This is a genomic window from Peribacillus sp. YIM B13482 (assembly GCF_042787975.1).
Classification (GTDB): Bacteria; Bacillota; Bacilli; order Bacillales; family DSM-1321; genus Peribacillus; species Peribacillus simplex_A.
Genome location: NZ_JBHZPF010000007.1, coordinates 13,146 through 27,628 on the forward strand (window position 1 = coordinate 13,146; position 14,483 = coordinate 27,628).

General features: G+C 41.8%; 15 protein-coding genes. All 15 read right to left on the reverse strand.

Annotated elements, in window-relative coordinates:
* Positions 1–87: 87 nt before the first annotated feature.
* Positions 88–1,329, reverse strand: coding sequence for a serine hydroxymethyltransferase (locus ACFX4L_RS05825; RefSeq protein WP_125159883.1), 1,242 nt, complete (start codon positions 1,327–1,329; stop codon positions 88–90).
* 369 nt (positions 1,330–1,698) lie between these two features.
* Entirely contained in the window at positions 1,699–2,295 is a 597-nt protein-coding gene (locus tag ACFX4L_RS05830; protein WP_377381026.1) for a TIGR01440 family protein, read from the reverse strand.
* Positions 2,296–2,377: 82 nt separating this feature from the next.
* Positions 2,378–2,824, reverse strand: coding sequence for a ribose 5-phosphate isomerase B (rpiB, locus tag ACFX4L_RS05835; protein ID WP_061465717.1), 447 nt, complete (start codon positions 2,822–2,824; stop codon positions 2,378–2,380).
* A gap of 129 nt (positions 2,825–2,953) precedes the next feature.
* A complete protein-coding gene (locus tag ACFX4L_RS05840; protein ID WP_377404159.1) occupies positions 2,954–4,243 on the reverse strand; it encodes a methyl-accepting chemotaxis protein in 1,290 nt (429 codons plus the stop codon).
* A gap of 22 nt (positions 4,244–4,265) precedes the next feature.
* Positions 4,266–4,709, reverse strand: a complete 444-nt coding sequence (locus ACFX4L_RS05845; RefSeq protein WP_284469192.1) for a low molecular weight protein arginine phosphatase — start codon at positions 4,707–4,709, stop codon at positions 4,266–4,268.
* 146 nt (positions 4,710–4,855) lie between these two features.
* Positions 4,856–5,422 (reverse strand): manganese efflux pump MntP, encoded by a 567-nt coding sequence (locus ACFX4L_RS05850; RefSeq protein WP_377381033.1) that lies wholly within the window; start codon positions 5,420–5,422, stop codon positions 4,856–4,858.
* Between the two features lie 75 nt (positions 5,423–5,497).
* Entirely contained in the window at positions 5,498–6,547 is a 1,050-nt protein-coding gene (locus ACFX4L_RS05855; RefSeq protein ID WP_284469191.1) for an L-threonylcarbamoyladenylate synthase, read from the reverse strand.
* A 262-nt stretch (positions 6,548–6,809) separates the two neighbouring features.
* Positions 6,810–7,739 (reverse strand): stage II sporulation protein R, encoded by a 930-nt coding sequence (gene spoIIR / locus ACFX4L_RS05860; RefSeq protein ID WP_377404162.1) that lies wholly within the window; start codon positions 7,737–7,739, stop codon positions 6,810–6,812.
* A 268-nt stretch (positions 7,740–8,007) separates the two neighbouring features.
* Complete coding sequence (gene prmC, locus ACFX4L_RS05865; protein WP_377404165.1) at positions 8,008–8,877, reverse strand: peptide chain release factor N(5)-glutamine methyltransferase; 870 nt, start codon at positions 8,875–8,877, stop codon at positions 8,008–8,010.
* Positions 8,870–9,940, reverse strand: coding sequence for a peptide chain release factor 1 (gene prfA / locus ACFX4L_RS05870; protein ID WP_061465726.1), 1,071 nt, complete (start codon positions 9,938–9,940; stop codon positions 8,870–8,872). Before prfA ends, prmC begins: the two co-directional genes overlap by 8 nt.
* 159 nt (positions 9,941–10,099) lie before the next feature.
* Complete coding sequence (locus ACFX4L_RS05875; RefSeq protein WP_289319332.1) at positions 10,100–10,555, reverse strand: hypothetical protein; 456 nt, start codon at positions 10,553–10,555, stop codon at positions 10,100–10,102.
* 246 nt (positions 10,556–10,801) lie between these two features.
* Complete coding sequence (locus ACFX4L_RS05880) at positions 10,802–11,407, reverse strand: thymidine kinase (RefSeq protein ID WP_061465730.1); 606 nt, start codon at positions 11,405–11,407, stop codon at positions 10,802–10,804.
* Positions 11,408–11,545: 138 nt separating this feature from the next.
* On the reverse strand, positions 11,546–11,746 hold the full coding sequence (gene rpmE, locus ACFX4L_RS05885) for a 50S ribosomal protein L31 (RefSeq protein ID WP_053348458.1): 201 nt from the start codon (positions 11,744–11,746) through the stop codon (positions 11,546–11,548).
* Positions 11,747–11,895: 149 nt separating this feature from the next.
* Positions 11,896–13,185 (reverse strand): transcription termination factor Rho, encoded by a 1,290-nt coding sequence (gene rho, locus ACFX4L_RS05890; protein WP_034315849.1) that lies wholly within the window; start codon positions 13,183–13,185, stop codon positions 11,896–11,898.
* Between the two features lie 326 nt (positions 13,186–13,511).
* Positions 13,512–14,474, reverse strand: a complete 963-nt coding sequence (gene glpX, locus ACFX4L_RS05895) for a class II fructose-bisphosphatase (RefSeq protein ID WP_284469187.1) — start codon at positions 14,472–14,474, stop codon at positions 13,512–13,514.
* Positions 14,475–14,483 lie beyond the last annotated feature (9 nt).

Genomic DNA, 14,483 nt, shown 5'->3' on the forward strand with positions numbered 1-14,483 from the left:
CTTTTTTACTATTCGCACTATTCTAATATACTCACCTTCTTTAACCTACAAAAAAACCGCTCCCTTTAAAAGGGAGCGGCTCCAATATTACATTGAAGGATATAATTCAAATTTGCTCGTTAATGATTCAACGCGCTGTTTTGCTTCTTCAAGTTTAGCTTCGTCTTCATTATTTTTCAAAACAAGTCCGATGATTGAAGCTATTTCATCCATGTCTTCCAACCCGAAGCCACGCGATGTCACTGCAGCAGTCCCAATACGAATACCACTTGTAACGAATGGTTTTTCCGGATCATAAGGAATCGCATTTTTGTTAACCGTAATACCGATTTCATCCAAAACATGTTCTGCGATTTTTCCTGTTAATCCTGTTGAGCGTACATCAAGAAGAATCAAGTGATTGTCCGTTCCATCAGAAACAAGGGTGAATCCTTCTTTCTTCAAACCTTCGCCCAAGCGTTTAGCATTATCGATGATTTGTTGTGCATACACTTTAAAATCATCTTGAAGCGCTTCGCCGAATGCAACAGCCTTAGCGGATATCACATGCATCAATGGCCCACCTTGAATACCAGGGAAAATGGATTTATCAATTTTCTTACCGAATTCTTCTTTACAGATGATCATTCCTCCGCGTGGTCCGCGAAGTGTTTTGTGAGTAGTTGTCGTTACAAAGTCTGCATAAGGAATTGGACTTTGATGCAATCCTGCTGCAACTAAACCTGCGATATGCGCCATATCGACCATTAAATAAGCTCCAACTTCATCTGCAATTTCACGGAATCGCTTGAAATCAATTTCACGTGGATATGCACTTGCACCAGCTACGATCAATTTCGGTTTATGCTGACGGGCTTTCTCCAATACATCATTGTAATCAATACGGTGATCTTGTTCGTCTACACCATATTCAACAAAATTGTAGTTAACACCACTGAAGTTAACTGGACTTCCATGTGTTAAGTGGCCGCCATGAGAAAGGTTCATCCCAAGCACTGTGTCGCCAGTTTGCAGTACTGTAAAGTAAACGGCCATATTAGCTTGAGCTCCAGAGTGAGGCTGTACGTTTACATACTCCCCGCCGAAAATTTCTTTTGCACGCTCACGTGCTAGATCTTCAACGATGTCAACATACTCACATCCGCCATAGTAACGTTTTCCAGGGTATCCTTCTGCATACTTATTAGTTAAGACCGACCCTTGCGCTTCCATGACAGCTTCACTTACGAAGTTCTCAGAAGCAATAAGCTCAATCTTACTTCTTTGACGCCCTAATTCCAGTTGAATTGCGTTAAACACTTGTTCATCTTGCTTTGCTAAACGATTCATTCCGTAATTCCTCCCCAAATTGTGCGTGATTCGCTTTTTAGATTTATGTGCAACATGCCTTCTAAAAGACATGAAAAAGCCTTACCAATAATAATTAGAAAATTCTACTCCATTTTAACATGTCTAATTTAGAAGTGATAGTCTAATTTTATCGAACATTAGATGTTTTTTTATTAAAAAACGTTCGTATTTAACAGTTAAATTAAGTTAAATAGCTCTTTTACCCTATATTTAATCAGCGAAAAAACCATTTTATTGGAACTAAAAAATTAAGGATTTTTTGTGAACATTATCTTAAGCTTTACACTTTCGCTATCATTCTATACGAAAAACAGCATTCCCCACCCGAGAAATGCTGTCTAACTTTACCTATAAAGTACAACTCTTGTTTTCAATGAGGTCCTGATAAACGGCCCGTTCCCCGCCTATTAGTTTCGGGCGGGTTTTTGCCATGGTCACATGTGCATGTCCTATTTCTTTAATAGCAGATCGAACTGGAACCGCCACATGCTTTAAATGCATGCCAATGAAGGTATCCCCAATGTCTATCCCCGCTTCCGCTTTAATATGCTCAACGACGACAGCATCCTTCCATTGTTGATAAGCGAACGTTGCCATCGATCCCCCAGCTGTTCTTACCGGCACAACCGAAACTTCTTCATAATCGTTTCGCACTGCGGTTTCCCTTTTCAAAACCAGGGCCCTATTTAGATGCTCACAACATTGATATGCAACCTGAATACCCGTTTTTTCTTGAAAATCCCTCACTACGGAATAAACCATCCCCGCAACGTCGAGTGTCCCTTCCGTACCGATTCGTTTTCCGATCACTTCACTTGTACTGCAGCCGATTACCAGTAGCTGGTTTTCTTTTAAAGCTGCCTGTTCTTGAAACTCATGTAATAGTTTCCGAAACTGATTTTCCCATATCTCAAGCTCATTCGAAAATATAGCATCACTTGTCATGAAAACGCATCCTTTCAATAAGAAAACTTGCTATTGGAAGAAAAGAGTGGACTCTCTAAATTCTTTTCCAGAACCTTAACGATTAGCTGTGTTTACCTTCATACTCCGCTATCTTACCAATCCTGTTTTGATGACGTCCGCCTTCGAATTCCGAAGTCAGCCATGTTTGTGCAATTTCCCTGGCAAGACCCGGACCAATGACACGTTCCCCCATAGCTAACATATTGGTATCATTATGCTGACGGGTCAACTTTGCACTATAGACATCATGAACCAATGCACAACGGATCCCTTTGACCTTATTAGCCGCAATGCTCATTCCAATTCCAGTACCACAGATTAAAATCCCCCGATCGAACTCACCCTTTGCAACTTTTTCTGCAACTGGCAATGCATAATCCGGATAATCCACTGACGTACTGCATTCACAGCCAAAGTCCTCAAATGGAATCTGTAATTCATTCATTAAATTCTTTATTTCTTCACGGATATGTATGCCACCATGATCCGAAGCAATCGCAACTTTCATCAAAAATCCTCCCCTAGCTTTTTTATTTGATTTTATTGTGTCACAAAATTATGAAAAAATAAAGGACGGCCAACCTTTTTCCTCCCGTAAAGAAGCAGGAAACCAACTAAGGTTTCCTGCTGAAAAATGTCAAGTGTTAAAGCGTGTAATGGTCCCGTTCAACTTTTCCGCTTGCACTTTAAGGTCCATCGCCGATTTTTTGACGTTTTCCATGACTATTGCTTGTTCGCTCGTCGTAGCTGTTACTTCTTCCGCTCCAGCAGATGTTTCTTCTGCAATGGCAGCCACCTCTTGGGACTGCCTAGATGTTTCTTCTACACTTTCCATTTGACGGTCAACAAGCTCAGTAATATCTTTTACTGCAACGACCACATTATGTACCGTTTTTGTCATTCCTTCTATGGCTATATCCGTATTTGTCCCTTTTTGGGCTTCTTCATTTGCCGATATGACCTGATCGCCGATTTGTTTCACAACTGCCTGGACCTCAACTTGAATATTTTGAACCAGGTTCGAAATGCCCTGAACAGCTTTTGCACTCTGATCAGCTAACAACCGGACTTCTTCGGCTACAACTGCGAACCCTTTTCCATGTTCTCCTGCCCGTGCAGCTTCAATGGAAGCATTCAATGCCAGCAGGTTCGTCTGTGCCGCAATCTCGCCGACAAGTTCGATGATTTGCTCCACCTTTTTTGCATTTTCCTCTAAACGATTGACTGTTTTCAGCGACTTTTGATTTTCTTTAGCCAATTGTTTAATGCCATGAACCAAGGAATTGACTACCGCTTTGCTCTGAACAAGTTCTGTAGCCATATCACTGGATAGTCCAACGGATTCCTGTGCTTTGCTTTGAACCTTTTTGGCAATCATGACGACATCATCAATGGATTCAGCAGTATTCATGATGGAAGCGGCAGATGTATCCGCCCCTTTTGAGATTTCCTCTATGGTTCTTGCTATATTATCTGCCTGTTCGGTTGCTTTTGAAGATTCTTGAGAGATATGGAGGACCTTTTTGTTGGTCTCACGGAAATTCTCTTCAATATTCCGAACCATGTCCTTAAGGTTAGAAAGCATATGATTGAAAGCAGTGCCTAATGAACGGATTTCATCATCCGTCTTCGATAACACCACTTCTTCGTTTATACTTCCATCAGCAGCACTTAATACGGCTTTTTCTAGTCTTTTTAGTGGTTTAGTAATAAGACCAGAAGCAAAAAACGAAAGAATCCCCGACCACAATATGCCTAATAAAAGCGTCCCTACACTAAAACTTAGCGAACTCGTTTTTTCAAAAAACATTGGATGGATCACGAAAATAAAAAATGCCGAGGTTGAATAGGTGATCAGAGCAAGGACTGTAGTGAAGATAACCATTTTTTTTCGCAAGCCAAACTTATAATGTGTTCTTTCCTCCATACCGCTCCCCCCTGTAGACTGTTTACTCTTTCAGCCTTATGACTAATTCTTCTATTAATTCCTGCAGCTCCCTGAAGGTTTCCCGATAGATGCCTTCAGAACCGCCAAACGGATCTATTATGTCTCTATCATATTTATCGTCAATAACGAATTCTTTTAAAGTAAAAGTCTTATCGATCATCTTGGGATATGTACGGATAATGACCGCTTTATGCCCTTCCGTCATGGTGAAAATATGAGTCGCCCACTCCATTTCCTTCTCGGATAAAGGCGTTGAATGATGATTATGCACTATGTCATTCTCAACCAATACATTTTTAGCATGCATGGAAGCATCCTGGCCCGCTGAAGCATAAACACCAGCGGACTTCACTTCAACACCTGCAATATGCTTATTTTTTAATATCGCTTCTGCCATGGGGCTTCTGCATGTGTTACCCGTACATACAAATAATACACGGATCATTTTAACGCCTCCTTTTTATTCATTATAAGCTATCGCCCGTTCTATATAGACAAAAAAATAAACACTCTCTTTATGTCATGAGAAAAATAAAAACCGTCCCGATAATCGGAACAGTTGAGGAAGGAAAGGTATGAGGTCAAGTGGATTTAAAAAGAGAACAATAATTTTAATCCAAACGCACACAGGATGCTTCCGCCAAGAATCTCACTATAAACTCCGAGCACCCCCTGTATTTTTCTACCCAGTAATAGCCCTCCCCACGTTAACAGAGTGGCAGCCAACCCAAAACAAAGAATGGTTATAATCGTTTTCGCACCGTAAATCCCCAGGGTTAATCCTACTGAGAAGCTATCCAGGCTTACCCCTAAAGCAAAAATGAATAGGCCTTTCCCGACAGGAGCCAGCATCTTAATTCCCCTGGTATCAGCTTCACCCTTTTTACCCGGGATGAACATCTGTATACCAAGAATGATCAACAAGAGACCGCCGGCGTATGTAGCAAAGGTCCCGAATTTTTCTGAAATGAAACGACCTGCCCCCATACCAAGCAAGGGCATCCAAATATGAAAAATACCTACTATCAGCCCTATAAAAAATACTTGCCTCAACCTTAGCTTAAACATTCCCATTCCTAGGCCGACGGAAAAGGCATCCATTCCCAACGCGAATGCCATGAGCAATAAGGTGATGATTTCCCCAGCAAATGTATTCATTCCAACCCTCCCTCGGACGTGCCTATTACATGTTATGCATGTCCGAAAAGAAATAGAAGAATAAATCAGTCCTTGTTACACATGTTCCTCGATGATTTGATGACCTGCCGCCTTCTCAAGCCGGTTCATGACAGCAGCCCCGATACCGTAGTCAGGAAACATTTCACTGAAAATGATATCGACCTCCAGCTCATCAAATTGTCGTAAAGTATCATATAAGCCTGTCGCAACTGTATGTAAATCCGATAAAGAACCTGGGACAACCACATAATCCGCATTATAATCCTGTTGATGTTCTAAAGCCGTTATGATGCCTACCTTTAACCCGTCATTCCTTTTTTCATTCACAAGCCTCTGAAGGAAAGATTGATTACCCTTGACTAAAAATAGAGGGGCTTTTGGAGCATAGTGGGTATATTTCATGCCCGGAGCTTTTGGCGCCGTTTCCTCATTCTTCAAAGCGACATCTTGCCTAACTTCTCCTATTACCGCTTCCAACTGTTCCAAGGTCACCCCACCAGGCCTTAAAATAACAGGGACTTCCACCGTGCAATCCAGTACTGTGGATTCTACGCCCACACCAGTAGTACCGCCATCGACAATGCCTGCAATCCGGCCCATCAAGTCATCTTCAACATGTTTGGCTGAGGTGGGGCTCGGTTTTCCTGAAGTATTTGCACTTGGAGCCGCAATGGGCAAATCACTCGCACGAATAAGACCGAGGGCAACCTGATGATCTGGCATCCTGACAGCCACCGTGTCCAATCCAGCTGTCACAAGGGTTGATAGCTGGCCCGGTTTTCGTTTCATGATCAAAGTCAAAGGACCCGGCCAAAATTCCGCCATTAGCTTCCGTGCCTTTACCGGGATCTCTTCTACAATACCTGACAACTGGTCATCTGAGGCTATATGAACGATTAAAGGATTATCACTCGGACGCCCTTTTGCTTCAAACACTTTTTTGACCGCCTCGTCACTTTTGGCATTCGCGCCTAGTCCATAAACGGTCTCTGTAGGAAAGGCAACCACTTGATTAGCCATTAATAATTCAGCTGATTGTGTAATCTGGGGATAACTTTGTAAATTATCCACATTTTTATCCACTGACCAAACTTTCGTTTTCATTTTTAACACCATCGCCTTTTAACATTTCTTATTTTATATAATCGCTTTTATATGAACGATATTTTCAACTTATCTTACTAATTTCACTTAAAAGATACTTTGAAAGTATAAAAGAAGTATACACATAATTCAAGTGTTATCCACAAATTGTGGATAACCATATCGAATCCGTGGATAAGTTTGTGGATATTAAAGATTAATGACAGACTTTTTTGATTTTTTGTTAATAACCCTGTGGATATGTTTTTTAAATTGTCTGATCTTAAAAAAGCTCATTGAAGATTTCTGCAAATAAGGACTTCACTTCTACCTCAGGCTCCTTTTCACCTTCATATAATTGTTGACCCTGTTCATTGGATGCCGCAAGCTTCTCTTTGTTTTCCTCAACATTCCCATCAATGACTTCCTCCGTTACTTCCTCGTTCCCTTTTACTTCTGTCACTTCTCCTTTTACCTCTGGCTCGATAACCTTTTCCTTTACCGTTTCTTCCGGCACTTCCTCTTTTACACTTTCATCTTTTACCGTTTCTTCCGGCACTTCCTCTTTTACACTTTCATCTTTTACCTTTTCTTCAACTTCTTCCTCTTGAACAAGTTCTTTCTCTTCATTCGTTGCAGCATAAGCCTTCCCTCCCGAAGTTACGGATTCTTTATCTTCATCCTCGACAATCGGACTTTGACTTACAGCCGTCCCATTTGAAAAATCCAAGAAACATAATGGAGGAAATAACACACACCACCAATTAGCCCCTTCCCCTTCACCCAGTGTAATGATCACAGCTTCATAATCCCCTGCCGGATATAAATACTGCCCGTAAAGTTTTGTTGGAAATTCCGCTTGTCCAAAATCTACTTTTACTGACTGTTCCAAACCATGTTCCTTTATAACCGCCTCAGCCGTGGCCTGGATATCCGGTAGATGTGAGGTGATCACATCCCTCGCGTCATCCAAAGAAGTAAGCTCCTCGACCCACTTTGTGATATCTTTATTTACCTCATCCCTAATCAGCCGCTTAACCGATTGATCCTCTTCTGTATCACTATTAGCAAGTATCCGCAGACGAATCGCCTCATCCGGGATCACCATCGTTTCCTCTGCACCGACCATTTCCGCTTTAGGCATATATATACTTACGATCGTTCCTATAGTTAAGATTAATAGATAAATAATGGCTAAATGTTTAGTTTTCATCGCCTTCGCCCCCTCACATGAATTAGTCTCACCATTTTCCAGCTATCTTAAACTAGTAAAAATCAAAAAAGTTGATAGTTGGAAATATAGCAATTCGATAGTGAGGGGGAGATTATAAAAAAACCGCCTCTAAGTAGAGACGGATCCAGACTGTAGACCAACTCGATATTTAATTGATTTTTTTGCCTACTGTTGTTTGAGGGTTTGCACTATTAAAACGTTGATTGGAACGTAGGGCACTCGCTTTCCGTCCCAAAGAAGAGACGAATTATTTTAATACGGCAAAGACCATTCTATCTTTTTCGTTAATGTCATTTACAATGGATACTTCTGCGGCGGGAAAGGTTCGCTTCAATAAATCGGCAACCGCCTGACCCTGTCCAGTGCCCACTTCAAAACCGATCAGTCCAGGCACATTTATGATTAGAGGTAACTGTTCCATAAAACGGCGGTAAAAATCCAGCCCGTCGACACCAGCAAATAAAGCCCGATGTGGTTCATGGCCTGTTACGACTACAGACATGGATTTTTGATCATCATTTGGTATATATGGCGGATTCGATAAAAGGATGTCCACCTTCTGGTTCGTGTTAATGAGAGGCTGAAGCAAATCACCCTGCATGAACTGCACTTCGGCACCAAGTGATTCGGCATTTTCCCTCGCCACTTCAAGTGAAGGATCTGCTATGTCCGTGGCCATCACCAACAAGCTTGTTTTTTCAAGTTTCATCGTAATGGCGATTGCACCGCTGCCCGTCCCAATATCCGCTAATCGGAGCTTCTGTCCCTCCATAAAAATGGCCGGGAGTTTTCGTAATGTATAATAAATCAATTCTTCTGTTTCAGGTCTCGGTATCAGCACTTCTTCATTTACAAAGAAGGTCCGTCCATAAAATTCTTCACTGCCTATTATATATTGGATGGGTGTTCCATCAGCGTGAAGCTCAATAGCTGCCTTAAATTGTCCAAAATCATCTTCACTAAGCTCATCATGAAGGTTGGCTAGTAGCTGGGAGCGAGTTTGTTTTAATAAATGCTGTAACAGGATTTCCCCTGCATTGGCGTCACGATCATTTTCCTTTAAAAAAGAAGAAGCCCACTTAAGGGCTTCAAACACTTTCAGGCCAGAATTATTCATCTGCATTTTCCAGCCTTGAAGATTGGTCTTCCATGATTAAAGCATCCACGACATCATCCAGTTTACCTTCCATGATTTGATCCAGCTTTTGAATCGTTAAACCAATGCGGTGGTCAGTAACGCGGTTTTGCGGGAAGTTATACGTGCGAATCCTTTCGGAACGATCGCCTGTTCCAACAGCAAGCTTCCTATTTTGATCATATTCCGCCTGCACTTCGCGATGGATTTTATCATACACCCTAGCACGCAAAACCTTCATCGCTTTTTCTTTGTTCTTGATTTGTGATTTTTCATCTTGACAGGATACAACCGTATTAGTCGGAATATGAGTCAATCGCACCGCTGACATGGTCGTATTGACACTTTGCCCTCCAGGACCGCTTGATGCAAAGGTATCGACACGAACATCCTTATCATGGATCTCGACTTCCACTTCCTCAGCTTCGGGTAAAACGGCAACCGTTGCTGTAGATGTATGAATCCGTCCACCTGATTCAGTTTCAGGCACTCGCTGAACCCGATGGGCTCCATTTTCGAATTTCAATTTTGAATAAGCGCCATTGCCATTAATCATGAATATGATTTCCTTGTAGCCTCCAAGCCCGGTAGGACTTGCTTCAATGACTTCAGTCCGCCAACCCTGCACTTCTGCAAAACGGCTATACATTCGGTATAAGCTACCTGCAAATAAAGCCGCTTCATCTCCGCCTGCCGCTCCGCGGATCTCCATGATTACGTTCTTATCATCGTTAGGGTCTTTCGGAATGAGCAATATTTTCAGTTTATCCTCAAGGCCTTGTATGGTCTCTTCGAGTTCATTAATCTCTTCTTTTACCATTTCACGCATATCCGCATCAAGTTTGTCCTCCAGCATAGCCTTAGCTTCCTGAAGTTGCTCACGAACCGCTTTATATTCTTTATAAGTCGATGCGGTCTCTTGAATACTGGATTGCTCCTTAGAATATTCCCTTAGCTTCTTATTGTCATTAATGATCTCCGGGTCACTTAATAGTTCATTCAATCTTTCATATCTATCTTCTACTGCTTGCAATCGATCAAACAAATTATTCACCTCATAATTTTCCAAAACATCTGAAACGAATTGGAAGTAATCCATCTTTTCTAACTATAAATAAGTAGTTCAGTGCCCCAGCTCAGTTCACTTCTAGGTTAATTATAGTATAGGTGAATAATCAACGTCAAAGAGGATTCAAAATTGTGGTTATTTCTTTAACTTAACATCTATTTTATATTGGGGCACAACCCTGGTTATCATGTCTTGAATTCGCCGCTTTTCCTCATTTCTTTTCTCTTCCGTCTTGATTTCGCCTTTATCATGGACCGTAACATGTATGGTATTGCCATTTAACCACACGGTTCCCGCTTCATAATTAGTTTTCGACTTAACGACCTCTCGGATTTTATCAATTTCCTGCCCCATGGAAGGGGAATTATTCGATGTTTGATGCGGAGTGTTTAGGACTTGATCCGATGGCCGTTCCGTTTCATTGTCCCAATCATTATTAGACATACGTTTTAAACCTTTGCCAACAAAATCTTTTCCATCCCGGGATTGATCGCCATATTCCGAATCATTATTTATTGCATTGTCATTTTGACCGCATGCTGTTAGTGCAGCAAGAAAAAAGGCCATCATAAAAACCAGTATTGATTTCATATTTTTCCCCTCCATTTTGACTAGTTAAACAAGGACATTTCCTAAGTTAGCCTTCCCAAAATGGGGCAATATTTATCTTTTAATTTCCCTTCCATGTATTGGTCTTACCACCTGAATGCCTTTAGAAAGTTTTTTCAACATGGCTTATCCGCTTTCAGAATAAACTCAATTTCCCGTATAAATTACTTAACCATTTCTTCATAAAAAAGCACCCTAAGATCTCAATCGATCCTAGGGCACCATCATTCAAATATGTTCTTTAATCCCGACAGCCTGCTTACCTGGAACTTCGTGATGATGGCGGCAACGGGGCTCGTATGATTCCGATGCACCCACAAGGATGATCGGCTCATCATAGGAGGCCGGCGCCCCATCTATCAAGCGCTGTGTCCTGCTCGCAGGTGAACCGCACACTTCACACACAGCCTGCAGCTTAGTCACTGATTCTGCTAGCGATAATAGAACAGGCATAGGACCGAATGGTTCACCTCTGAAGTCTTGATCGAGTCCAGCCATAATCACTCGATAACCGCTGTCCGCAAGATGCTGGGCAACCCCGATAATTTCATGATCAAAAAATTGCACTTCATCTATAGCAATGATATCCAGGGGCTTGTCCAAATGCTTAAAAATATCAGTTGAATGGGCAATCGGTTTTGCCATCACAGAAGAGCCATTGTGCGATACGACAGCCTCTTCCGCATAGCGATTATCTATAGCCGGTTTAAATACAGCTATTTGCTCTTTAGCAAATTGAGCACGGCTGACTCGTTTAATCAATTCCTCAGATTTACCTGAAAACATGCTTCCGCAAATAAGCTCAATCCAGCCTGTTTGTTTCATTACATACATGGAAACAGCTACTCCCTTCCACCTGTCGATCCCTTAGCCATAATTGAAGTGGACCCGGCTTTATAAAAATTCTTACCTGTTTACAGAAAATAAAAAACAGGCAAGAAAAATACTTGCCTGTTTTTTAAAAAGTCCGGCTTATTTAATACCGTATTTTTTGTTGAAACGATCAACACGTCCGCCAGCTTCAGCGAATTTTTGACGACCAGTATAGAATGGGTGGCACTCTGAACAAGTCTCAACTTTGATCTCTTCTTTAACTGAACCAGTTTCAAAAGTGTTTCCGCAAGAGCAAGATACTTTTGAAAGTTTATAATTTGGATGAATTCCAGTTTTCATTCTTTTCAGCTCCTTCTGCCCTGAATCATTCGAAACAGAGTTATATACTTCAAGGTGAGGGAAAAGCACCCTCACATTTATTGTAAAAACACATGAACCCATTATAGCAACTTAAGACTAGTTGTGCAACAGTTTGTTTCTTTCACTGTTTAAGAACGTTTAACGCTCGCTGGTCCCTTTTTCATTTCTGACATCTCTTCATCCAACTTACTGAAAAACTCTTCATTACCTTTTGTCTGTTTTAGACGGCGAAGGAATTTCTCTGAGAAATCAGGTGAATCTGACATCGTTTTCCTAATAGCCCATAATTTATCCAGGCGATCTTTCGGAATTAACAATTCTTCTTTACGAGTGCCTGAGCGACGGATATCGATTGCCGGGAAGATACGTCTTTCTGCAAGGGCACGATCTAAATGCAGTTCCATATTACCCGTACCTTTAAATTCCTCATAAATGACATCGTCCATTCTTGAACCCGTGTCTACCAATGCCGTAGCAAGGATCGTCAAGCTGCCGCCCTCCTCGATATTCCTCGCCGCACCGAAAAAGCGTTTTGGACGATGGAATGCAGCAGGGTCAATCCCTCCGGATAGTGTACGCCCGCTCGGCGGAATGACAAGGTTATAAGCACGGGCAAGCCGGGTAATGCTATCCATTAAAATGATGACATCCCGTTTATGCTCCACAAGGCGCATAGCTCTTTCCAACACTAGCTCTGCCACCTTTATATGGTTTTCAGGCACTTCATCGAACGTTGAACTCACCACGTCACCAGCAACGGAGCGTTCAATGTCCGTCACTTCTTCCGGGCGTTCATCGATCAACAGTACAATCAATTCCGATTCAGGATGGTTCGTGGTTATCGCATTGGCAATTTCTTTGATAAGCATCGTTTTACCAGCTTTTGGCGGTGCGACAATCAGACCACGCTGTCCAAAACCTACCGGTGCCAAGACATCCATAATTCTAGTTGATAAGTTCTTCGGTGTCGTTTCCAGTTTAATTTGTCTGTTTGGATACAGCGGTGTTAAGCCTGGAAAATGAACACGCTCCTTAGCCGATTCCGGATTATCGCCATTGACAGCTTCAACATGCAGCAATCCATAATAGCGCTCGTTTTCTTTTGGAGGCCTTACCTTACCGGACACTTTATCTCCATTTCGCAAATCGAATCTGCGGATCTGTGAAGCAGAAATATAAATATCCTCCGAGCTTGGAGAATAATTAATTGGACGCAAGAAACCGAAGCCCTCGGAAGGGATGATCTCTAAAACGCCCTCCATGAATAGGAGACCATCCTGCTCAGCTTGTGCTTTCAGGATAGCGAAAATAAGTTCCTTTTTTGAAAGTTTGCTGTAATAGGAAACTTTATATTCACGCGCGTGCTCATAGAGATCCTTTAGTTTCATGTTTTCTAAATTAGAAATAGTTAAATTCATTATGACACCACACTTTTATTAATTAAACGTTTTCACCCATACTGAAAAAGAAATGGTTTGTTAGATGGAAGAAAAACCGCAATCCATGTACCCGACCAGAGTTTTCTTAGAAAGGATGATACATTTTTACATGTAAAGAAGAAAATTATTTGAAGGCTTCTTGAAGTTTGGAGTGAAAGGGCAGATTTTATATATAAATCAATTAATAGTAAACCAAGCTTTATTTTACTTTTTTTATTTTAATTATTCAACTTAAATTTTTAAAAAGAGAAAGCGAGCGATGAACCCGCTCGCTTTTTAGCTGTGATCTTTTCTAAAAAACGTTCTTAGTCAATCAGACCATTCGGTTTAATTTTAAGACTGTGACGTCCATCAATGAAACGAACGGTTCCAGATTTAGCACGCATGACTACGGATTGTGTTTCGCCGTAATTTCCTTTAAATTGTACACCTCGTAAAAGCTCTCCATCAGTCACACCTGTTGCAGCAAAAATTGCGTCATCTCCGCGAACAAGGTCTTCCATTCTGAGGACTCTTCCTAATTCAAGGCCCATTTTTACACAGCGTTCCACTTCTTCATCACTTTGAGGAATAAGTTTACCTTGAATTTCTCCTCCGAGGCATTTCAAGGCAACAGCTGCAATAACTCCCTCTGGAGCTCCGCCAGATCCGAATAAGATGTCAACACCGGTAAGATCGAAGGCCGTATTGATGGCACCTGCTACATCTCCATCGTTGATCAACTTGATACGTGCCCCTGCCTCACGAAGTTCGTGAATGATCTTCGAATGACGATCACGGTTCAAAACTGTTGCGACTACGTCTTGGATATCTTTATTTTTCGCCTTGGCTACCGCTTTCAGGTTGTCCAACACAGAAGCATTGATATCAATCTGACCAACAGCCTCGGGACCAACGGCTATTTTATCCATATACATATCCGGGGCATGAAGCAAGTTCCCCTTATCTGCTATCGCCAATACAGCCAATGCATTCCAGCCGCCAGATGCAACGATGTTCGTTCCTTCCAAAGGATCAACTGCAACATCGACTAGTGGCCCAAGACCAGTACCAAGCTTTTCACCAATATAAAGCATTGGCGCTTCATCCATTTCCCCTTCACCGATTACAACCGTCCCTTGCATGGGTATTGTATTGAAAACATCCCTCATTGCAGTTGTTGCTGCATCATCTGCTTCGTCTTTCATTCCTCTTCCCATCCAACGAGCAGAATTTAGTGCCGCCGCCTCTGTTACGCGGACAAGCTCCATCGATAAACTTCTTTCCATTTCCGGTTC

What these genes read in the sequence shown, in the direction of transcription:
- glpX (WP_284469187.1), bottom strand. Translation starts at nt 14,474, where the DNA reads ATGGAAAGAAGTTTATCGATGGAGCTTGTCCGCGTAACAGAGGCGGCG.
- ACFX4L_RS05850 (WP_377381033.1), bottom strand. Translation starts at nt 5,422, where the DNA reads ATGAATACATTTGCTGGGGAAATCATCACCTTATTGCTCATGGCATTC.
- ACFX4L_RS05855 (WP_284469191.1), bottom strand. Translation starts at nt 6,547, where the DNA reads ATGAAAACGAAAGTTTGGTCAGTGGATAAAAATGTGGATAATTTACAA.
- ACFX4L_RS05830 (WP_377381026.1), bottom strand. Translation starts at nt 2,295, where the DNA reads ATGACAAGTGATGCTATATTTTCGAATGAGCTTGAGATATGGGAAAAT.
- spoIIR (WP_377404162.1), bottom strand. Translation starts at nt 7,739, where the DNA reads ATGAAAACTAAACATTTAGCCATTATTTATCTATTAATCTTAACTATA.
- rpmE (WP_053348458.1), bottom strand. Translation starts at nt 11,746, where the DNA reads ATGAAAACTGGAATTCATCCAAATTATAAACTTTCAAAAGTATCTTGC.
- ACFX4L_RS05845 (WP_284469192.1), bottom strand. Translation starts at nt 4,709, where the DNA reads ATGATCCGTGTATTATTTGTATGTACGGGTAACACATGCAGAAGCCCC.
- rpiB (WP_061465717.1), bottom strand. Translation starts at nt 2,824, where the DNA reads ATGAAAGTTGCGATTGCTTCGGATCATGGTGGCATACATATCCGTGAA.
- ACFX4L_RS05880 (WP_061465730.1), bottom strand. Translation starts at nt 11,407, where the DNA reads ATGTATGTAATGAAACAAACAGGCTGGATTGAGCTTATTTGCGGAAGC.
- rho (WP_034315849.1), bottom strand. Translation starts at nt 13,185, where the DNA reads ATGAATTTAACTATTTCTAATTTAGAAAACATGAAACTAAAGGATCTC.
- ACFX4L_RS05825 (WP_125159883.1), bottom strand. Translation starts at nt 1,329, where the DNA reads ATGAATCGTTTAGCAAAGCAAGATGAACAAGTGTTTAACGCAATTCAA.
- prmC (WP_377404165.1), bottom strand. Translation starts at nt 8,877, where the DNA reads ATGAATAATTCTGGCCTGAAAGTGTTTGAAGCCCTTAAGTGGGCTTCT.
- ACFX4L_RS05840 (WP_377404159.1), bottom strand. Translation starts at nt 4,243, where the DNA reads ATGGAGGAAAGAACACATTATAAGTTTGGCTTGCGAAAAAAAATGGTT.
- ACFX4L_RS05875 (WP_289319332.1), bottom strand. Translation starts at nt 10,555, where the DNA reads ATGAAATCAATACTGGTTTTTATGATGGCCTTTTTTCTTGCTGCACTA.